Genomic DNA, 20,205 nt, shown 5'->3' on the forward strand with positions numbered 1-20,205 from the left:
CTCAGTCTCGTTGCGAGACGTCCGGTTTGACCGCCAGCACCGGGCACGCGGCATCGAGCAGAATCCGTTGCGCCTGGGCCCCCAGGATCAGCTTGCCTACGGGTGTGCGCCGACGCAGCCCGATCACCAGAAGGTCTGCGTCGTGCTCCACCGCGACGGCCAGAATCGTGTCAACCGAGTCCTTGCCGTCCTCGACACCCTGGGTCTGGAAGCGAACGTCACCGCCCGCAAGCTCGGCGGCACGGGCCTCCAACTCGCTCGGGTCGTTGCGCTCGTGTCGGGACAGGTCGACGACCACCAGATCGCCTTGTCGTGCCCTCGCCTCCTGCACTGCGCGCTCGAGTGCTGCGTTCCCCTCAGGAGTTGGGACGTATCCCACGACAATCGTCAACTCGGACCTCCTCGTCCTCACGCACCGCCGACCGCGGGCCCTATCCGTCGAAACTACCCGACCCGCCCGGTGGAGCACGGGCCCAGGTCCGCCAGAGCGTCTCGCACGATCCTGGAGACCTCCTCGGTCTCGATCAGAAAGCCGTCGTGCCCGTGCGTCGAGTGCATCATGCGCACCCGTCCCCGCCCGTGGGCGGCAACGATCTGCTGCGACAGCTCCGGTGGAAACAGTCGGTCGCTGTCGACGGCCGCGACCCGCAGCAGACCCTGGTAGCCGCCGAGGACGTCGGCAAGGCTGCCGCGGCCCCGCGCGATGTCGTGCGTGGACATGGCACGGGTCAGGTGCACGTAGGCGCCCGCGTCGAACCGGCCCACCAGCTTGCCGGCCTGGTGGTCCAGATAGCTCTCGACCGCGAACCGTCCGTCGCCGAGCGGGTCCTCGCCGGGCTGTTCCCGCCCGCCGAACCGGTCATTCAGCTCGTCCGCGCTGCGGTAGGTCGTATGCGCGATCCGCCGCGCGAGGCCGAGACCGGTCGTCGGTCGCCGGTCGCCCCCGTAGTAGTCGCCGCCGCAGAAATCCGGGTCGGAAGCGATCGCCAAGGTCTGGGCCTGACCCCAGGCGATCTGGTCGGCCGTCGCGTAGGCCGTGGTCGCCAGGGCCAGTGCACCCCTCGTGCGTTCCGGGTGCGACGCCACCCACTCCAGCGTCCGCATTCCACCCATCGAGCCGCCGAGCACCAGATGCCACGCCTCGATACCGAGGACGTCGGCGATCGCGGCCTCCGCGGCAACCTGGTCACGGATGCCGGTGCGCGGGAACCTGGAGCCCCACGCCTGTCCGTCCGGTGCAGCCGAACCCGGACCGGTGGTGCCGCGGCACCCGCCGAGCACGTTGACGGCGACGACAAAGAGTTCCTGGGTGTCCAGCGGGCAGCCCGGACCGATCAGGTCCGGCCACCACCCGTCGGTGGGCTGGCCGGGGCCGGCCGAGCCGACCACGTGCGAGTCGCCGGTCAGCGCATGCTCCACCAGGACCGCGTTGCTTGCGTCCGCGGCAAGTCGTCCCCACGTCTGGAAGGTCACCACCAGCTCGGGCAGGACCGCACCGCTTTCGAGCAAGAAGTCGGTGAACCGCACGGCGCGTGCCGCCGGATTGGCATCGGTGGGTGGCGCAACCCAGGTGTAGTCGGTGCGCCGAGCGACCTGGCGACGAGCAGGCGGCTCAGGGGCCTGCGGGCAGGTCGGCCACGATCGTGGACGGTGGTGGGTCACAGTCATGACGGCTCCCGATCAGGGGGCCGATGTGGGACGGCCCCGCGCTTGTCATCTCAGTCTCGAAATGACCTTGTCCTCACCCGGGGCACCCCACCGCGGTGGAGGGTTGCCGCCCAGCAAGCCGGGGCTTTTCGCTGGGACTCTTGACCAACTCGAGGTTACCATTTGGACACCCATCTCTCTATGCAGGATGCCGGTCCTCTCGCGGAGTGGGACGTACACAGTGCTCGAACGCCTGGTGGACCATCTGGGCGAGCCGGTAACCGGGGTCGATCTCCAGTGCCTGCTCGGCGGCGGTCCGTCCAAGGGCACCCCCACCGCCGAGCCAGCCGACCGCCGCCAGCACTGTGAGCACCGGCGCTCTGAGGTCACGTGGGGTGCTTCGGGCGCAGGCGGCCAACCGGCTTGCCACTCCCCCAGTGTCATCGCAGAAGAAGTCCGCCGGATGCTCCCTCGCTCCGGGTGATCGGCCGAGCGCCACCACCAGGTCCGGCAGCCTGTCGGCCGCTGCGACGGTGGGAAACTCCTGGGGCAGCAGCCACGACAGCACGCCATCGCGGACCGCGATCCGCTGGAGCCCGCTGGTGGCATCGGCAAGATCGGCGATCGAGAGCTGCGAACCGCCGGAGAAGTCCTCGTGCACCAGGTGACGCACCGCGACGCCCACCTGCGTCAGCGACGGCCCGGCACCCCGGCGAATGGCCCGGGCGACCTGGTCCAGCAGGGTCGGATCGGTCGGCACCAAGAGGGCCTCGACATCCGCTCGGCTGTCCATCGGTGCGATGCCACGCAGCACTGCCTCGGCCACGGCCGGGTTCTTGCTCACATCCGGCACGGCCGTCCACTCGCGAGGGCACCCGCCGCACGCGCACTGGAGGGCCCGCCAGTTTCCCACGCCATCCAGCAGGGCGGTGTGGCTCACTCGGATGCCCAGTGCGCTCAAGGATCGGCGTGCTGCACGCAGGAGTGGCTCGGGATCGGGACCGTCATCGATCCCGAAGAGCTGCGCACTGTCGTGACCCTCGCGAGCGAACAACGCTGCCACCTGCCGCGCCTCTCGGTCAGTCGCACCCGGTGGTGGGATGTCCTGACGGGCGGTCATCCCCAGTTCTCGACCGATCTGGCCGACGACGACCACGGAACGATGCGGGTAGAAGCCGAGACTGTAGGGGAGGTAGGCGGCCATCTGGCCGACGCTGCGAATGACAATCGACATACCAGAGAATCTGGCAGTCTCAGCGGCGCCCGCGGGTGCCCATGAGCTCAGGTGTGCACGGGCCGACCGGACCAACGGGGGTGTGGACTCGCTCGGGGACTTCTGTCAGGTCCGTGGCGGGAACTCTCGTCTGGCGTCCTTGCCGATCTTGTTCAGCAGATACGCATCCAGACCCGCGCCGACCACGCCCCCTGCCAGCGGCACCCCCCGACCCAGGTTGGGGAGCATTCGTCCGCTGACCTGGCCGACCAGACGAAAGCCCACCGCCTTGTTGACCACCATGAGCGCCGGGGCCGGAAGCCGCTGCGAGGCCAGGCTCGCGAGCCGGCCGGTGCTGACCACCCCCGCCTTCTGCATGACCGCGCCGGCGTCCGCGTCGACCAGTGTCAGCAGGACCGCCGTGCGCAGCGAGGGGTTGGACAGCTGATAACCGCGAACGGCGGCGATCGCGCCGACCATCCGGGTCGCCACCAGGTAGAACTCCAGCACGTTCGCGGGCAACGCCGCCGGCATCGTGACGAATCCGCCCAACCCGGTGACGAAACCGCCCACCGCCGCGAGCTTGCGATGGGCGGTCACAATGGCGTCGATGGCCTCCTCGGGCATCGGGTGGGCACGCAGCGCGTCGTCGGCGATCTGCTGCGCCGAGGAGAAGCCGGCCCCGCCGTCGAGACCGACGTCGAGCAGCCGCTGCGCCACCGCATGCGCGCTACCGGCGAAGGGTCCGTCCTCGAGTCGAGCCGGCGACTTTCCGTTGGTTTCCTTCTTGCGTCCAAGCATGCTGCCATCCTGCCAGCCAGGCCGTGCCCGGTTGCGGGACGACCGCGACGGGTCGCTCCTCGGTGACCACCCCGTGCCCGCGTCATCGACACGGCGTAACGTCAGCGACATGTCTGCACAACTTGACTCGAACCCATCATTCGCCGACTACGCGCACCCGGAACGGCTGGTCTCGACTCAGTGGCTCGCCGATCAGCTTTCGGCGGGGTTACCCGATCTGGTAGTACTCGAGTCGGACGAGGACGTGCTGCTGTACGACTCCGGTCACATCCCGGGGTCCTTCAAGCTCGACTGGCACCTCGACCTGAACGACCCCGTGACCCGTGACTACGTGGATGCCGCAGGATTCGCCAAGGTGATGTCAGAGCGCGGCATCGGCCGTGACACGACCGTTGTGATCTACGGCGACAAGAGCAACTGGTGGGCGGCCTACGCGCTGTGGGTGATGACCCTCTTCGGCCATCAGGACGTACGGCTGCTGGATGGCGGCCGCGCCGCGTGGGCGGAGGAAGGCCGCGAGCTGACCCGTGAGGTGCCGACCGCTGTGCCCGCGACCTACCCGGAGACCCAGCGCGAGGACTCCCCGATCCGCGCGTTCCGCGACGACGTCCTCGGTCATATCGGCAAGCCCATGATCGACGTGCGCTCCCCTGGTGAGTTCTCCGGCGAGCTGCTCAGCATTCCCGGCTACCCGCAGGAGGGCGCCGTCCGCGGTGGCCACATCCCGGGGGCGAAGTCGGTGCCGTGGGGCCGGGCGGCCGCCGAGGACGGCCGGTTCAAGGCGCGGGCCGACCTGGAGGCCATCTATCAGCAGGAGAAGGGGCTGCACACCGGCGACGACATCGTGGTCTACTGCCGGATCGGTGAGCGTTCGTCCCACACCTGGTTCGTGCTGACCCAGCTGCTCGGCTTCGACTCGGTACGCAACTACGACGGGTCCTGGACCGAGTGGGGGAATGCCGTGCGCGTCCCCGTGGCCAGTGGATCGGACGAATGAGCAGCCAGATCCCTGAGTCGCTGACCGAGCTCGTCGACGACTTCAACGAGCTGGCGGTCCCAGACCGGCTTCAGCTCCTGCTCGAGCTGAGTGACGAGCTGCCACCGCTGCCGGAACGGTATGAGGGTCACCTCGACGAGCTCGAGCGCGTCGACGAGTGCCAGACCCCGCTGTTTCTGGCGGTGGAGGTCGAACCGGCCGGGGACCCCCACGGCACCGTGCGGCTGTTCTTCCACGCGCCACCGGAGTCGCCGACGACCCGAGGTTTCGCCGGGATCCTGCACACCGGGCTGGACGGTCAGACGGTGGACATCGTGCTGGCGGTCCCCGACGATGTGCCGTTCAGCTTCGGCCTCGCCGAAGCCGTGTCGCCGCTGCGGCTGCGCGGTATGGTCGCGATGCTCGGCCGGATCAAACGGCAGGTCCGCGACCAAGTGGTCGGGTGAGAGCTGTGGCCCCAATGCGTTAGGTTGCCTCCATGTCCAACCCCTCTGGCTCCGGCGACAACAGGCTGCTGGCGCTCCCAGCGGGCGTCGCGGTGATTGGCCTGGTCCTGCTCATCATCGGGCTCCTGTCCGGTGCAAGTATCAAGCTGTCGGCGTTCGGCAACGGCCAGTCCATCAACCCTGGTAGCAGCGGCTTCTCCGTCTACAGCACCTCGCAGAGTGCCCGCGCCAACACGGTGTGCACGACCGTCTCGGGTGGCAAGACCCTCACGTTGAACCGTCCGACGAAGAACTTCTCGATCGACGCGAGCGGCACGAAGTACTGGGAGATCGCCCGCAGCACCGATGCGATGACGGGCAGCTCCTACCAGGTCGACTGCCAGAACGCGGACGGCACGACCTACGCCGGGCCGCGGGCGGACAAGCTCGGCGGCGGGTTTCAGACGATCGCGATCATCCTCGGCTGCATCCTGCTGGTCATCGGCATCATCGGTGCCGTGCTGCTCTTCCTGCGCGGCCGCTCGAAATCTTCGGCCGCACCCGGTGTCGGGGCTCCGGTCCCTGCCGGCGCGGCGGCATACGGCCGGCTGGGCTACTACGGCGAGGGGTACGGCACCCCCGGCGCGTACGGCTCGTCGAGTGCCGGCCACCAGCAGACCGGTGGGCAGCAGGCCGGATACGGTCAGCAGGGTGCCACGCCGACATATGGCCAGCAGAGTCAGCCGAGCCCCTACGGCGGTCAGCCAGGCTACGGCCAGCAGGGTTACGGCCACCAGCCCTACGGTCAGCCCTACCGCGGCCAGCAGTCCGGCCAGCCACAGCCCTACGGTCACAACCAGCCGAACGGTGGGCAAGGCTACGGCCAGCAGGTTTACCAGCCCCCGAACCAGCCTCAGCAGCCCGGCAGCCAGCCGTACAACGAGCCGTACGGCCAGCCGTACGGCGGCCAGCAGCCGGGCAACCCTCCGCCGGTGAGCCCGGATCGCACGGAGGCCCCGACCCAGGCCGTGTCCGCCGATCAGGTCCGGCAGGCAACCCAGGGCGAGGACGTACATGACCAGCCGACCCGTGCCACCCCGACGACGCCAGACCCCAACGCGGCGCAGGATGGTGAGTCGCACGGTCAGCACTGAGTCGGACCGACGAGCCCCGCATCCGTCACGGATGCGGGGCTCTCCCGTTGCGGTCGCCGTGGACACCGCGCAGGAGTATGCGGTACTTGTCGGCGGCGGCGGTGTCCTCGCCGCCGGCCCGATCGACCAGGTGGCCTCGACGATGAGGCGTCTCGAGGAGAGCGAGGGCGGGCCGCCCCGGTGGGTCTGGTGGCAGGCGGACGCCGCGCGCCCCTTCGTGCGCACGGATCTGCGGCTCAGCCGTTCCTGGGACCTGCGGGAGGTACACCGGCTGCTGGTCGGGGGCCTGGCCGCGGCGCCGGACGTGATCTGGGCGACCGCCCATGGTCTGAACCCGGACGGGCGCCCATCCCACCGGACCGGCGACCTCTTCGACGTACCCAGCGACGGCGCCGAGGTGGTTCAGGCCGACGGATACCTTGCCCCCGACGTGCTCGCCGACGACTGGCTGCGCGGCGAGGAGCACTTGCGCACCTGGGGCACGCTCGCCCTGCAGGTCGCCGAACGGCAGCAAGGGCTGCTGCACCCACGCCCCCACGCACTGGCCACCGGGGCCAGTGAGTCCGGCGCGGCCCTGCTGTGCGTGGAGCTCGAGGAGCGCGGCCTGCCGATCGACCGGGCGCGGATGGAGTCGCTGATCGAGGCAGCTGCCGGGCCCAGACCACGGACCGAGGCTGACGGTGTCCGCACCCGCACCGCCCGGGATCTGCTGGTGCTGCAACGCGCCCCGGGATTTGAGCGCACCGACCTGCGCAACCCGGCCGAGGTCAAACGGATGCTGCACGGCGTCGGAGTCCGCGTCGATGACACCCGTGCGCATCACCTGGAGCCCTACCGCCACACCCACCCGGTCGTGGATGCGCTGCTGGACTGGCGGAAGGCCGAACGAATCGCCACCACCTACGGGTGGGGCTGGCTGGCCGAGCACGTCGGCGCCGATGACCGGCTCCGCGGCGCCTGGACGGCGTGCGACGGCGGCGCCGGCCGGATGACCGCCGGTGCGGGGCTGCACAGCCTGCCCACCCCGCTGCGCGAGGGAGTCGCCGCCGCACCGGGTCACCTTCTGGTGCGGGCCGACCTGGGCCAGGTCGAACCACGAGTGCTGGCGGTGGTGTCGGGCGATCCCGTCCTTGCCCGGGCCACGGCCGCCGACGACCTCTATGCGCAGGTCGCGCAGCAGTTGGCCGTGGACCGGCCGACCGCGAAGATCGCGGTCCTGGCGGCGATGTACGGCCAGACCACCGGCCCGGCAGCGGGGGCACTGGAGCGAATGGAGCGTTCCTACCCCGTGGCCATGGCGTTCCTGCGGGATGCGGCCGCCCGGGGCGAGCGCGGCGAGGCCGTGACAACCTACGGCGGTCGGCTGATACCGGTCAGGGCGGCAACCGAGCCGCCCGCGCGGCGCGCGATGGGACGATTCACCCGCAACGCGGTCGTGCAGGGTGCCGCGGCCGAGCTCTTCAAGGCGTGGGCGCTGACCGCACGCAAGGCGCTGCTGCCCCTCGGCGCTGAGATCGTGCTGTGCCTGCACGACGAGCTGCTGATCCAGGTGCCGCTACCGCACGCCGAGCGGGCCGCGGTGCTCGTTCAGGAGACCCTCGGCGCCGCGGCGCACCACTGGAGCGGCGGCATGCCGGTGCGCTTCGTCGCCGACATCCGCGTCATCGCCCGCTGGTCGCAGGCGAAGGAATAGTAGAGCCCCCGGCCTACGCCTCGCGAGGCCCCTTCGGGTCGTCGCCGGGCTCATCGTCGTCACCCTTGCGCAGGAACTGCTCGAACTCGGCGCCGATCTCGTCGGCGCTCGGCAGGGCGGCGAGCTCGGTCTTCAGCAGGTTCTGCCGTCGCAGTCCTTCCTGGAAGGCGTCGTACTGCTGCTCGAGCCCGTGGACGACCTCCGTGGCCTCCCCGCTGTCGGCGACCTGCTTCTCGATCTCCGCACGACCGTGATTGGCCATCGCCACCAGATCCTCGGCGGGTATGGACAGTCCCGTCACCCCGCATACGGCCCCGAGCGCCGCGACCGCGGCATCGCCGAACTCGGTCTGCGTCAGGTAGTGCGGCACGTGCACCGCGAAGCCGACGGTGTCGATGCCGGACTCGCCCAATCGCATGTGCAGCAGCGTCTCGAGGCTCGAGGGGACCTGCACCATGCCGAAGACCGCACTGTTCAGTGGGATCAGGCGGGTGTCACTGGCATACTGCGTCATCCCGACCGGCCGCGTGTGCGGCACTCCCATGGGGATGCCGGTGGCGCTCACCACGAGTTGCACTCCAAGACGCCGCACCAGCGAGCGCACCGCCTCGATGACCCGCTCCCACTGGAAGTCCGGCTCCGGGCCGGCCAGGAGGTAGAACGGCGTGCCTTCGGCATCCTGCATCCGATAGAGCAGCATCGTCGGGTCGTCGTAGTGGCTGAAGTGGTCACGGTCGAAGGTCATCAGTGGCCGGCGGCTGCGGTAGTCCAGCAGCTCGTCGATGTTGAATGACGCGACCACACTGTGTTCCAGCGCGCCCAGCAGGTGCTGGGTCAGCAGCCGTTGCGTGTGGCCGGCATCGATCAGACCCCCGAGCGACACCACCATCGTGGCGGCGCCGAGCTCACTGGCATGGGTGTCCGTCTCGAACTGGTACAGCTCCTGGGGGTCTCGCACGATCTCCTGCTCCTGGTCCGTATGGGCGTCTTGGCTAGTCGGTGCAACGCCTCGTGCGTCCACCAGATTCCCGCACGGCAGAGTCAGCCGGCACGAGTGGCGTCCTCCACGGCGTCCATGGCCTTGAAGATGCGCTTGGCCGACACCCGCACCGGTGTCCCGACCTGGGGAGCGAACAGGCTCACTCGCAGCTCCTCGACCAACCAGCGCAGCTCGACGACGTCGGAGTCGGTGCGTCGAGTGCGCGGGAGCTGCTCCAGCAGGGCGGATCGCTCCCCCTCCACCGCGGCGACCTCGTCGGCCCGCTGCCGATCGCGCCCCAGATCGCGCGGCGCCTTCTCGAGGCGCTCGATCATGGCCCGCAGGTATCGGTCCAGGTCGGGCAGACGGTGCAGGCCGGTGTCCGCGACGAACCCGGGATGGATCAGGGCGTCCAGCCAGTCTTGAACCTGCGCGCGCAGGTCCAGGAGCGAGGCCTGGGTCATGGCGTCGAGCGTGAGCTGCACCTCGCGCGCGTGGCCCAGCACCGGAACGAGGCGGGTGGCGACCTCCATGACCTTCGGCACCACCTGCTGGCGCACGAGTCGCAGCGCCTCGTCGAACTCGCCCTCGGTGCGGACCGTCCCCGACGGCAGGGACTCGGCCACCACCGCGTCGACGGCGCAGGCGAACGCATCCTCCAGCAAGGCGTCGATGGAGCCGTGCGGGCTGTGCCCGAGGGTCAGTCTGTCGGTGTTCGTCAGCAGCCCGAGGATCTGCTTCCAGGGCACCTGCGTGTTGAGCAGGACCAGACGGCGGATGCCCAGCCGCGTCGCGTGGTCGCGCTCCGACGTGGTCGGAAGCACCTGCACCGACACTGACGAACCGCGATCCACAATGGCCGGGTAGCCCTGCACCACCCGCCCGCCCGAGCGCTGCTCGAAGATCGATGGCAGGTCGCCGAACGTCCACCGGGTCAGACCGTCACGCTCCACCGCGGAAGCGGCACGCGCCATGGTCGATCGCACCTCGCCGGAGAGGCGGTCCTGAAGGGCCTGGAGGTCCTTGCCCTCGTCAATCATCCGACCTCGAGAGTCCTCCACCCGGAAGGTCATTCGCAGGTGGTCCGGCACTCGCTGCCAGTCCCACTCGCCCGACGGCACGCGGGCGCCGGTCTGCCGGGCGAGCGCGTCCGCGAGCTCATCCACGACTGCCCCGCGGGAGGAGTCCATCTCGGCCAGCGCCCGGCGGGCATGGTCGGGCGCGGGGACGAAGTTGCGCCGGGTCGCCTTGGGCAGCGACTTGATGAGGGCGACGGCCAGGTCCTCACGCATCCCGGGAACCAGCCAGTCGAACCCGTCGCTACCGACCTGGTTGAGCTGTTCGAGTGGGACGTGCGCGGTCACGCCGTCCGCGTCGCCACCGGGCTCGAACTGGTAGGTCAGCCGCAGCGTAAGGTCGCCCTGGCCCCAGGACTTCGGGTAGTCCGTCGCATCGACCGTGGCGGCATCGTCACTGACAAGGAAGTCTTCGGTGAAGGTCAGCAGGTCGGCGTCTGTCCGACGCTTCTTCTTCCACCAGGAGTCGAAATGTGCTGCGGACACGACGGTTTCCGGTATTCGCGCGTCGTAGAACTCGAAGAGCGTCTCATCGTCGACCATCAGGTCACGGCGACGTGCACGCGCCTCCAGGTCGCCGAGATGCCGGATGAGTGCCTGGTTGTCCTTGTAGAACTGGTGGTGCGTCTGCCAGTCGCCCTCGATCAGGGCATTCCTGATGAACAGCTCCCTCGACAGCTCGGGGTCGATCCCGCCGAAGGCCACACTTCGCCCGGCCACGAGCGGCACCCCATACAACGTCACTCGTTCCGCCGCCACGACACTGCCGCGCTTGCGTGACCAGTGCGGCTCGGCGTAGGTGCGCTTCACCAGGTGCTGCGCGGCCGCCTCCACCCAGGCCGGATCGGTGCGCGCATTGACGCGCGCCCACAGGCGCGTGGTCTCGACCAGTTCGGCACTCATCACCCAGTCCGGCTGGCGTCGGAAGAGACTCGACCCCGGCTGGATCGAGAAGTGGGCACCCCGGGCGCCGAGGTAGTCGCGCCGTTCCCGGTCTCGCAGGCCGACGTGCGACAGCAGTCCGGTGAGCATGGCCTGGTGAATGGTGTCCTGGGCGGCGGCATTGTCGTTGGGACGCAGGCCGTGCTGTTTGCACGCCTCCTTCAGCTGGCGGTGCAGGTCCTGCCACTCGCGAACTCGCAGATAGTGCAGGTACTCCCGCTTGCACATGCGCCGAAATGCACTGCCGGACAGGTCCTTCTGCTGCTCTTTGAGGTACCGCCACAGGTTCAGGTACGACATGAAGTCGCTGTCCTCGTGCTTGAACCGTGCGTGCGACTGGTCCGCCTGCGCCTGGGCATCGACGGGCCGCTCTCGCGGGTCCTGGATCGACAGTGCGGCAACGATGACGAGAACCTCGCGCAGCGCGCCGTTCTCGGCCGCGGCCACCAGCATTCGTGCCAGCCGCGGATCGACGGGCAGGGCAGCGATCGATCGGCCGTATGCCGTGAGCCGGTGTCGCCGCTGCGTCGTTTCGGGACCGATCGCCTGGAGCTCGGTCAGCAGCCGGACACCGTCGGCGATCTGTCGCCTGTCCGGGGGTTCGACGAAGGGAAACCGCTGGATGTCATCGAGGCCGAGCGAGGTCATCGCCAGGATCACCGACGCCAGATTGGTGCGCACGATCTCGGGGTCGGTGAACTCTGGTCTGGCCTCGAAGTCCTCCTGCGAGTACAAGCGAATGCATACACCGTCGGCCACCCGGCCGCACCGCCCCGACCGCTGCTGTGCACTGGCCTGCGAGACCGGTTCGATCGGAAGCCGCTGCACCTTGGTGCGCTGGCTGTAACGGGAGATGCGAGCGGTGCCCGTGTCGACGACATACCGGATCCCGGGCACGGTCAGCGACGTCTCCGCCACGTTGGTCGCGAGCACGACGCGGCGGCCACTGTGCCGGCTGAAGACTCGGTGCTGCTGCGCCGCCGACAGTCGCGCATACAACGGCAGCACCTCGGTGTGCGGCAGCTCCAGGCCCGTGAGCGCATCCGCGGCGTCCCGAATCTCTCGCTCCCCGGAGCAGAACACCAGGATGTCCTGCGGCTGACCGTCGGAGACCGCCTCCGTCCACAGCTCCTCGACCGCACCGATGATTCCGGTCACCTGGTCGACGTCGACCAGCGTTGGCGGCGCGTCGGCGCCTCGCCCCGGGACCTCGGCGACCAGGGGGCGATAGCGGATGTCCACCGGGTAGGTCCGACCGGACACCTGCAGCACGGGCGCGGGATTGCCGTCCACAGCGAAGTGATCGGCGAACTTCCCGGGGTCGATGGTGGCCGAGGTAATGATGACCTTGAGGTCTCTCCGGCGTGGCAGGAGCTGCTTCAGATAGCCGAGAATGAAGTCGATGTTGAGCGACCGTTCGTGGGCTTCGTCGATGATGAGGGTGTCGTAGCGGCGAAGATCCCGATCCCGCTGCATCTCCGACAGGAGGATCCCGTCGGTCATCACCTTCAGCAGGGTGTCCTGCTTCGAGTGGTCGGCGAACCGCACCTGGTAGCCCACCGCGTCTCCGAGGGTGACATCCAGCTCCTCGGCAATCCGCTCCGCCACCGATCGGGCCGCGATCCGCCTGGGCTGGGTGTGGCCGATGGTGCCCTTGATCCCGCGGCCGAGCTCGAGGCAGATCTTCGGGATCTGCGTCGTCTTCCCCGAGCCGGTCTCCCCGGCGATCACCACGACCTGGTTGTCCCGGATCGCTGCCATGATCTCGTCGTGCGCGGCCGTGACCGGAAGCTCTGCCGGATAACGGATCTCGGGCACCAGCGACTGACGCCGACCCCATCGCTCTGCGCGGGCCTCGGCGGACTCGTGGTGACGACGGCGTGGTCGCCGCTGTCCAGGGCGCCGATCTGGGTTGCTCATCAGACGTCAGTCTGTCAGGGCAGCGGCACCTCGATGAAATCTGGTCGCCCGAGCGCCGGGTCCGCGAGCAGGGATGTGAGATTGGTCGGACTGCGCGACAGCGACACCAGCAGGTTGCCATCCGCCAGGGGAAGGTCGGGATGCGCCAACGGCTCATACGTCAGGACACCCGAGCCGTCGTCATACGGCACCGCCCTGGTGTAGCTGAGGACCCAGGGTCCGAGCGGGGTGTCGGACCTCCAGACTCCGACGTCGTCGGCGAAATCTCCGCCGTCCTTGGAGACCATGACGTAGACGTCCCCGACCTGGCTCACCGTGAGCGACTGGGACACCCCTACAGCAGCGGGCAGCGTCGACTGTGCGCGAGCCGCATCGTGCACCCAGTCCCGACCCGTCCAGTAGGTCCAGGCTCGAGCGGCGTCCAGTGCGCCCACGGGTGCGCGCGCGACGTAGAGGCTGCGCGCGCTCCCGCCCCGCTGCTGCAGCCGCGTGCCGTAGATGTAGATCCAGTCGCCGTCATGGAGTAGTGCGCTCCCCCAGTTCATCTGAGACGGATCGGTGTCGTCAGGAGTCACCTGCCAGGTCTTGACAAGGGTGGGGACGCCCCCGCGGGGCACCGTGAACCGGGCCATGGTGAGGCCGAGGTAGGTGAAGTTGAGCGCGCCCTGGCCACGGCGGACCCTCGAGCAGCTGATGTCGAGCTGGTCGGTGGCCGGCTGGGAGGTACTCGTGCGTGCGGGCGAAGGCAGCACCACACCCGCGGTCGGCCAGCAGACCTGCTTGTGCGACCCGGCCGGGATCACCGGGCCACCGCCGGCCGGCAGCACCTGCGCAACGCACTGGCCCGACGAGATGAGCATCGAGCTCGCGACGAACCTCGGACTGACGTGCAGCGGGCGAAGGGTGTCCCCGAATACCCACACTGTGCGGCCGTCCTGCAACGGCAGGGTGAGTCCGACATCGGCCGCCTGCCACTGCGGCAGATCCTGCAGTGCCGACATCCAGGTGTTCAGACCGCCCACGTCGTAGGCCGGGAGCGCTCCCCCGGCGGGGCAGGTCGCCGACAGCGACGCACTGCGCGTGGGTCCGAGCTGCACCGACGCACTGTGCGTGGGTCCGGGCTTCGCCGTCGAATCCGACCATGGCGCAGTGCACGCCGCCGAGATGCCGACCGCGGCAATCACCGCCAGGGCCGTCGGCAGCCGGGGCGCCCGTGATCGACCGCTGCGGCGCATTCCGCAAGGTTAGAGGACCGAGGCGCGACGTCGCCCGCATCCTCTGGCTGAGAATGCGGGCGGCCGGGTGCCGTTTCGGTCCTACTGCTTGGCCGCGGCGAAGCCCTGCTCGAGGTCGGCAATGATGTCGTCGATGTGCTCGATGCCGACCGACAGGCGGATCAGCCCAGGAGTCACACCGGCGGACAGGCGGTCCTCGTCGCTGCCCTGCGAGTGGGTGGTGGACGCAGGGTGGATCACCAATGACTTGACGTCGCCGATGTTGGCGACGTGCGCGTGCAGGGTCAAGCCCTCGACGAACTTCTTGCCGGCCTCGACGCCGCCCTTGATGTCGAACGACAGGACCGCCCCCGCTCCGAGTGGCGTGTACTTCTGGGCCAGCTCGTAGTACGGCGAGTCCGGAAGCGAGGCCCAGCGCACGACCTCGACCTGGTCCTGGCCCTCCAGCCACTGCGCCACCTTGCGGGCATTCTCCAGGTGCCGCTCGATACGCAGGCTCAGCGTCTCCAGACCCTGGCCGATCAGGAACGCGCTGAAGGGCGAGATCGCGCTGCCGAGGTCGCGCAGCAGGTCCACCCGGGCCTTGAGGATGTAGGCGAGGTTTGCACCGAGCGGGCTGCCGACGCCGAGGTCGCGTGCGTAGACCAGGCCGTGGTAGCTGTCCTGCGGCTCATTGAAGCTGGGGAACTTCTCCGGGTCCTTCGCGAAGTCGAAGTTGCCGCTGTCGATGATGACGCCGGCGATCGTCGTGCCGTGCCCGCCGAGGTACTTGGTCGCCGAGTGGGTCACGATGTCCGCACCGTACTCGATCGGCCGCAGCACGAACGGGGTGGCAATCGTGTTGTCGACGATCAGCGGAACTCCGGCGTCGTGTGCGACGCCCGCGACGGCCTCGATGTCGAGGATCTCCGCCTTCGGGTTCGCCACCGTCTCGCCGAAGAACAGCTTGGTGTTGGGCCGGACAGCACCCTTCCAGCTCTGCGGGTCGCTGGTGTCCTCGACGAAGGTCGTCTCGATGCCCAGTCTGGGCAACGTGAACTTCAGCAGGTTGTAGGTGCCGCCGTAGAGCGCGGGGCTCGCCACGATGTGGTCACCGGCCTGCGCGATGTTGAGGATCGACAAGAACGAGGCGCTCTGTCCGGAGGAGACCAGCAGCGCGCCCACACCGCCTTCGAGGTTGGCCAGACGCTGCTCGATGGCATCCTGGGTCGGGTTCATCAGGCGGGTGTAGATGTTGCCGAACTCCTTGAGCCCGAACAGATCCGCCGCATGCGCGGTGTCATTGAACTGGAACGAGGTCGTCTGGTGGATGGGCAGCGCCAGCGATCCGGTCGTGGGGTCGGGCTGGGCGCCCGCGTGGATCTGCCGCGTCTCGAACGACCAGGCCGGGGTCTTGGTGTCGTCAGTCATCGCTGGTGCCTTCCTTGATCAGAGTGCACCGGCCGACGCCGCATCGGCCGATGCAGCGGACTCACCTTCGTGCCGTCCGCGCTTGCCGCCGGATGATCTGCATCCGTCGGCCTGGTCTTCACCCGGGGCACCCCACCGCGGTGGAGGGTTGCCGACCAGCGAGCCGGGGCTTGTCGCTGGTACTCATGACCTGCCCAAAGAGTACCGAGACGGCCGAGATCTCGGATAACTGTCTCTTATTCTGGACTCAACATCTCAGCATGCGGCGGTCCGCTCCGGCACGACCCAGCCGGCTTACAGCAGCTGGGCCAGCGTGTAGATCAGCAGTCCGACCAGGCCACCGACAACGGTGCCGTTGATGCGAATGAACTGCAGGTCCCGGCCGACGTGCAGCTCGATGCGCCGGGAGGCCTCGTCGCCATCCCACCGATCGATCGTCTGCGAGATGACGGTGGAGATCTCGTGGCCGTAGGTCGTGACGACGTGACCGACAATCTCGCCGAGCCGTCGATCCAGGGACTCGCGCAGCTCGGCGTCCGTGGCGATTCGCCCGCCGAGATCCTGCAGTGCTCGCACGAGGCGCGCCCGCAGCTCGCCGTCCTCATCCAGGAGGGCCTCGACGATCGCCTGGCGCACCGACCCCCACAGGGACACGAGCGAGCTGGAGACCGACGGATGGGCGAGGATGTGCTCCTTCAACGACTCGGCCTTCGCCATCGTGCTCGGGTCGTGCTGCAGGTCGTGCGCGAGCTGACCCAGGAAGTGATCGAGTGCCTGACGCATCTGGTGGTCCGGGTCGTCTCGGACATCCTTGACCCAGGCCAGCAGCTCGACATGGATCCGAGCGATGACCGTGTCATCCAGCCACTTCGGCGACCACCACGGGGCGCGCGCGCCGATGATCGAGGTGATCGTCTCCTCGTTGTCCTGCACCCAGACATAGATCTCGCGGATCGCCAGGTCGACCAGTCCAACGTGGGATCGGTCCTGCAGGATGCCCTCGAGCACGTGTCCGCCAAGCGGGGCGATGGGCTCGCGTGCAAGCCTCGGCAGGACGATGCGCTCGAGCAGGTCGGCGACCTCCTTGTCCTCCACGGACTGTAGGCCGCGCGCCAGCGCCGGAGCGGACTCCCGCACGACCCGCTCGGAGTTGCCCGCGTCCGCCAGCCATCCGCCGATCCGCAGCGGCACCTGCGCCGCGGCGAGCCGCATCTGCACGTTCTCCGCCGTCAGGAAGTTGTCCGTGACGAAGTCCTCCAGGCTGCGCCCGATCGAGTCCTTGCGCTCGGGGATGATCGCCGTGTGTGGGACCGGGATGCCCAGCGGATGGCGGAAGAGCGCGGTCACGGCGAACCAGTCGGCCACCGCACCGACCATGGCGGCTTCCGCCGCGGCGTTGACGTACCCCCAGGCACCGCCGCGTCCGTGGGTGAGCACGAAGACGACCGCGGCAAGCACCAGCATGCTGAGCGCTATCGCACGCATCTGCCGCAGGCCACGTCGCCGCGCCTGGTCCGCCTCACCCAGGATCGGCCCGGGCCCGGGCGCGCTCAGCCCGTCTCCCTGCCCCATAACGTCCTCCGCTTGACGGGCCGCCGGCCGGTCCGGAAGCGCCACGCCCGTCAGGTTACGCGAGTTGTCAGATTCGGAGTTGACCAGCGTTTCGTCATGCTTGGTGGATCCTTGGTCTCGTGCCGGTGGAGGTGGTTTTGCTGACGTGCTGTCCTCTCCGACGCGGTCGGCCGACTTCCACTGGGTCGCCTACGCGCCCCTGACCGACGTATGCGGCAGGATTGGTTCTCTCCGGGATGTCTCGGACCGAGGCAGTGAAGGGAACTGATGCGCCGAGATGCGGTCAAGGAGTACGTCTCGGGTTCGTTGTGGGTGCTCCCGACGGCGTGTGCCGTCGGTGCGCTGAGCGCCGGCTACGCGCTCTCACACGTCTACGTGGGGCCGCATTCGACGTTGGACTTCCTGGCCTTTCAGGGCACAGCGGACGACGCCCGGTCGCTGCTCGTCACGATCACGGGAACCGTCGTGACGGTCATCGCGCTGGTCCTTGGCCTGACCGTTGTTGCACTGCAGCTCTCCTCCACCCAGTTCTCGCCCCGGCTGCTGCGCAACTTCCTCCGGGACCGGGCGACTCAGTTCGTCCTGAGCGTCTTCCTCGCGACCTTCTCCTACAGCACGGCCGGCCTCTATACGGTCGGAGTCGCGTCGGGTGCCCGAGTGCAGGCCTACCCACGACTCGCCGTGAGTGGCGCGATAGTGCTGCTGTTCGTCAGCCTCGCAATGGTGGTGTTCTATGCCAACCACCTGGCCCACTCGATCCAGATCGACTCGATCGCCAGAAAGGTCGAGCTCAGCACCTTGTCTGTCGTCCGTCGGCTGCCAAAATCAGTCGACGAGTCGGCCGTGCTCACGCCGCCGGACTGGGCGATCCCCCTGCTCTCGTCGCGCTCGGGGTACCTGCAGACCGACCACGCGGACGACCTCCTCCCCCTTGTCCGGGATCACGGGGTCAGCCTGTTGGTCCGGCTACGGGTCGGCGAGCACGTCGTGGCAGGCACCCCGCTGGCATGGGCATGGGCCAAAAGCCCGGACGACCGCCCGCCCGACGCCATGGCGTTCGGTGCTGCAATCGAGGCCAGGGTCCGAGTCGGCTTCGAGCGCACGATGGAGCAGGATGCGGCGTTCGGGATCCGGCAGCTCGTGGATATCGCGTGCAAGGCGCTCTCCCCCGCAGTGAACGACCCGTATACCGCCGTCCAGGCCATCGACCATCTCTCGGTGATCTTCTGTGCCCTCGCCGTCCGGCCGCTCGGTCCGGTCGTGCGCTCGGACCCCACCGGCTGCGCAGTGGTGCTGCCCGCACGGAACTTCGCCGACTACCTCTCCACGATGTGCGGGCTGATCCGCCGGTACGGCGCGAGCGAACCAACCGTCTCCGTGGCGCTGCTCCGATTGCTGGAGAGCTGCGCTGCCGTCCTGCCTTCCGGCCATCCACGCCGGGCGGATCTCGCGTCCCAAGGACAGCTGATCCTGACCGATGCCGATCGGGAGGTCGCCAACCCGGCCGATCGGCTATCAGTGCAGACGGCGGCTCAGCGGCTCCGGGAGACGGCCGGCTGACGCGGACCAGAGTCGGCCGTCGCACTACATCTGTCGTGTGAAGTGGCTTACAGTGGAGGCTCCACTACACCTGTTGCAGGCCGGCCGCCGAAGGAGCAACCATGCCGCGGAACTGGGCGCACAGCCAACTCCCCCACCCGCCGGGCCGGCGCCCGGTCATCGGCGACCTGGCCACGATCTTTCGCGGTGACACCCGCAAGCCCGTGCAGAATGCCTTGCGCACGAGCGGCCCGCTCGGACCGATCTATGAGATCAAGGTCTTCAGGGGCAAGGTGGTGATCGTCCGGGATGCCGAACTCGCCGCGGAGCTGTGCGACGAGTCGCGTTTCGAGAAGAAGCTGGCGCCGGGTGTCCAGGCGCTGCGTGAGACAGCCGGCGACGGCCTCTTCACGGCATACACGCACGAACCGAACTGGCGCCTGGCTCACGATCTGCTGCGTCCCGCCTTCACCCGTGAGGCGATGAAGGGGTACCACCAGACGATGGTGGACGCGGCCGACGAGCTCATCGCCCTGTGGGACCGCTCGGACCGACCGGTGCCGGTGTCGCCCAACCTCACCAAGCTCACCCTCGAAACCATCGGCCGTACCTCGTTCAGCAAGGACTTCGGGTCCTTCAGCCGCGACGGCCAGGACCCGTTCGTCCCCGCAATGGCCAGGTGTCTCAAGCGAGGACAGGTCCGCGGTGCGTTCGCCGCGCTGCCGTTCGGCGGGGCGCTCCTGCGACGTGGTCGCCAGCCGTACCTCGACGCCAAGGCCTACATCGACGCCCTGATCGACGACATCATCGCGGAGCGTCTCGCGTCGCACGACACCTCTCAGGAGGACCTCCTCGGCCTGATGCTGCACGCCGCCCACGAGGAGACCGGGGACCACCTCGACCGCCTCAACATCCGGCGGCAGATCATCACCTTCCTGGTCGCCGGCCACGAGACGACCTCCGGTGCGCTGTCGTTTGCGATGTACTACCTGGCCACGAATCCGCAGGTGCGCGCGAAGGCCGCGCAGGAGGCGGACGCGATCCTGGGGCCGGACCCGGACTCGGTTCCGACGTTCGAGCAGGTCGCCAAGTTCCGCTACATCCGCCGAGTGCTCGATGAGTCGTTACGCCTGTGGCCGACCGCGCCCGGGTTCGCCCGCGGCCCCGTCAAGGACACCGTCCTCGCCGGGCGGTACCCGATGACCACGGACGACTGGTGCATCGTGATGAGCCTCGCCGTGCACCGCGACCCGAAGGTGTGGGGCGACGACCCCGATACGTTCGACCCCGACCGCTTCCTCCCGGCCGCGGTTCGGGCCCGGCCCGCGCACACCTACTTCCCGTTCGGCACCGGTGAACGCTCCTGCATCGGGCGCCAGTTCGCGCTTCACGAGGCCGTCCTGCTGCTCGCCCGGGCCTGCCACCGGTACGACTTCGCGGCGGATCCCGCATACCAGCTGGACATCGCCGAACGGCTCACCCTTATGCCGGACGGCTTCGACCTGACGATGGTTCGCCGCACACCGCGGCGCCAATCGGAGCCTCTGGAGATGGACCAGGCAAGCCGAACTGCCTGATTTGCCACGTCTCGTGGACCCGGCG

15 protein-coding genes and 2 riboswitches are annotated in these 20,205 nt (G+C 68.7%); of the genes, 6 read left to right on the top strand and 9 right to left on the bottom strand.

What is annotated here, in order from left to right; all coding sequences use genetic code 11:
• Nucleotide 1: 1 nt before the first annotated feature.
• The 4 genes from FGL98_RS14820 to FGL98_RS14835 all read right to left on the bottom strand — a co-directional run bounded on the left by FGL98_RS14820 (nt 2) and on the right by FGL98_RS14835 (nt 3,661).
• Nucleotides 2–391: a universal stress protein gene (locus tag FGL98_RS14820; RefSeq protein WP_146317794.1), complete on the bottom strand. Its 390-nt coding sequence runs from the start codon at nt 389–391 to the stop codon at nt 2–4.
• A 53-nt stretch (nt 392–444) separates the two neighbouring features.
• Nucleotides 445–1,668, bottom strand: coding sequence for a homoserine O-acetyltransferase MetX (metX, locus tag FGL98_RS14825; RefSeq protein ID WP_146317796.1), 1,224 nt, complete (start codon nt 1,666–1,668; stop codon nt 445–447).
• Nucleotides 1,669–1,701: 33 nt separating this feature from the next.
• Nucleotides 1,702–1,814, bottom strand: a riboswitch (SAM riboswitch).
• Nucleotides 1,815–1,846: 32 nt separating this feature from the next.
• Nucleotides 1,847–2,881 (bottom strand): DUF4192 domain-containing protein, encoded by a 1,035-nt coding sequence (locus FGL98_RS14830; RefSeq protein ID WP_146317798.1) that lies wholly within the window; start codon nt 2,879–2,881, stop codon nt 1,847–1,849.
• 105 nt (nt 2,882–2,986) lie between these two features.
• A complete protein-coding gene (locus FGL98_RS14835) occupies nt 2,987–3,661 on the bottom strand; it encodes an EcsC family protein (RefSeq protein WP_146317800.1) in 675 nt (224 codons plus the stop codon).
• A gap of 109 nt (nt 3,662–3,770) precedes the next feature.
• Here FGL98_RS14835 and FGL98_RS14840 point away from each other — a divergent pair, with 109 nt between their 5' ends.
• From FGL98_RS14840 to FGL98_RS14855, 4 genes are read left to right on the top strand one after another with little or no spacing between them, the layout of a single operon-like run.
• Nucleotides 3,771–4,658, top strand: coding sequence for a sulfurtransferase (locus tag FGL98_RS14840; protein ID WP_146317802.1), 888 nt, complete (start codon nt 3,771–3,773; stop codon nt 4,656–4,658).
• Entirely contained in the window at nt 4,655–5,104 is a 450-nt protein-coding gene (locus tag FGL98_RS14845) for a SufE family protein (RefSeq protein ID WP_146317804.1), read from the top strand. Before FGL98_RS14840 ends, FGL98_RS14845 begins: the two co-directional genes overlap by 4 nt.
• Before the next feature lie 32 nt (nt 5,105–5,136).
• Nucleotides 5,137–6,237, top strand: a complete 1,101-nt coding sequence (locus FGL98_RS14850; protein WP_146317806.1) for a hypothetical protein — start codon at nt 5,137–5,139, stop codon at nt 6,235–6,237.
• A 31-nt stretch (nt 6,238–6,268) separates the two neighbouring features.
• Nucleotides 6,269–7,930, top strand: coding sequence for a DNA polymerase (locus tag FGL98_RS14855; protein WP_146317808.1), 1,662 nt, complete (start codon nt 6,269–6,271; stop codon nt 7,928–7,930).
• A 13-nt stretch (nt 7,931–7,943) separates the two neighbouring features.
• Here FGL98_RS14855 and FGL98_RS14860 read toward each other — a convergent pair whose 3' ends face one another.
• The 5 genes from FGL98_RS14860 to FGL98_RS14880 all read right to left on the bottom strand — a co-directional run bounded on the left by FGL98_RS14860 (nt 7,944) and on the right by FGL98_RS14880 (nt 17,109).
• Nucleotides 7,944–8,888: a PAC2 family protein gene (locus tag FGL98_RS14860; protein WP_146317810.1), complete on the bottom strand. Its 945-nt coding sequence runs from the start codon at nt 8,886–8,888 to the stop codon at nt 7,944–7,946.
• Nucleotides 8,889–8,971: 83 nt separating this feature from the next.
• Nucleotides 8,972–12,847 carry an ATP-dependent RNA helicase HrpA gene (gene hrpA / locus FGL98_RS14865; RefSeq protein ID WP_146317811.1) on the bottom strand — a complete coding sequence of 1,292 codons (3,876 nt, stop codon included), beginning with the start codon at nt 12,845–12,847 and terminating at the stop codon, nt 8,972–8,974.
• A 14-nt stretch (nt 12,848–12,861) separates the two neighbouring features.
• A complete protein-coding gene (locus tag FGL98_RS14870) occupies nt 12,862–13,944 on the bottom strand; it encodes a DUF4185 domain-containing protein (RefSeq protein ID WP_186526186.1) in 1,083 nt (360 codons plus the stop codon).
• A 219-nt stretch (nt 13,945–14,163) separates the two neighbouring features.
• Nucleotides 14,164–15,492, bottom strand: coding sequence for a bifunctional o-acetylhomoserine/o-acetylserine sulfhydrylase (locus FGL98_RS14875; protein WP_146317815.1), 1,329 nt, complete (start codon nt 15,490–15,492; stop codon nt 14,164–14,166).
• A 73-nt stretch (nt 15,493–15,565) separates the two neighbouring features.
• Nucleotides 15,566–15,683, bottom strand: a riboswitch (SAM riboswitch).
• Nucleotides 15,684–15,786: 103 nt separating this feature from the next.
• On the bottom strand, nt 15,787–17,109 hold the full coding sequence (locus tag FGL98_RS14880; protein ID WP_246136564.1) for a DUF445 domain-containing protein: 1,323 nt from the start codon (nt 17,107–17,109) through the stop codon (nt 15,787–15,789).
• A 222-nt stretch (nt 17,110–17,331) separates the two neighbouring features.
• On the opposite strand from FGL98_RS14880, the gene FGL98_RS14885 reads away from it, so the two are divergent.
• Nucleotides 17,332–18,624: a DUF2254 domain-containing protein gene (locus FGL98_RS14885; RefSeq protein ID WP_146317817.1), complete on the top strand. Its 1,293-nt coding sequence runs from the start codon at nt 17,332–17,334 to the stop codon at nt 18,622–18,624.
• 101 nt (nt 18,625–18,725) lie between these two features.
• Nucleotides 18,726–20,180, top strand: a complete 1,455-nt coding sequence (locus tag FGL98_RS14890) for a cytochrome P450 (RefSeq protein ID WP_146317819.1) — start codon at nt 18,726–18,728, stop codon at nt 20,178–20,180.
• Nucleotides 20,181–20,205 lie beyond the last annotated feature (25 nt).

The sequence above is a fragment of the Leekyejoonella antrihumi genome (assembly GCF_007845645.1).
Taxonomy (GTDB): Bacteria; Actinomycetota; Actinomycetes; order Actinomycetales; family Dermatophilaceae; genus Leekyejoonella; species Leekyejoonella antrihumi.

Coding starts and splice junctions, on each gene's coding strand:
- metX (WP_146317796.1), bottom strand. CDS start 1,668: ATGACTGTGACCCACCACCGTCCACGATCGTGGCCGACCTGCCCGCAG.
- FGL98_RS14830 (WP_146317798.1), bottom strand. CDS start 2,881: ATGTCGATTGTCATTCGCAGCGTCGGCCAGATGGCCGCCTACCTCCCC.
- FGL98_RS14835 (WP_146317800.1), bottom strand. CDS start 3,661: ATGCTTGGACGCAAGAAGGAAACCAACGGAAAGTCGCCGGCTCGACTC.
- FGL98_RS14840 (WP_146317802.1), top strand. CDS start 3,771: ATGTCTGCACAACTTGACTCGAACCCATCATTCGCCGACTACGCGCAC.
- FGL98_RS14845 (WP_146317804.1), top strand. CDS start 4,655: ATGAGCAGCCAGATCCCTGAGTCGCTGACCGAGCTCGTCGACGACTTC.
- FGL98_RS14850 (WP_146317806.1), top strand. CDS start 5,137: ATGTCCAACCCCTCTGGCTCCGGCGACAACAGGCTGCTGGCGCTCCCA.
- FGL98_RS14855 (WP_146317808.1), top strand. CDS start 6,269: ATGCGGGGCTCTCCCGTTGCGGTCGCCGTGGACACCGCGCAGGAGTAT.
- hrpA (WP_146317811.1), bottom strand. CDS start 12,847: ATGAGCAACCCAGATCGGCGCCCTGGACAGCGGCGACCACGCCGTCGT.
- FGL98_RS14875 (WP_146317815.1), bottom strand. CDS start 15,492: ATGACTGACGACACCAAGACCCCGGCCTGGTCGTTCGAGACGCGGCAG.
- FGL98_RS14885 (WP_146317817.1), top strand. CDS start 17,332: ATGCGCCGAGATGCGGTCAAGGAGTACGTCTCGGGTTCGTTGTGGGTG.
- FGL98_RS14890 (WP_146317819.1), top strand. CDS start 18,726: ATGCCGCGGAACTGGGCGCACAGCCAACTCCCCCACCCGCCGGGCCGG.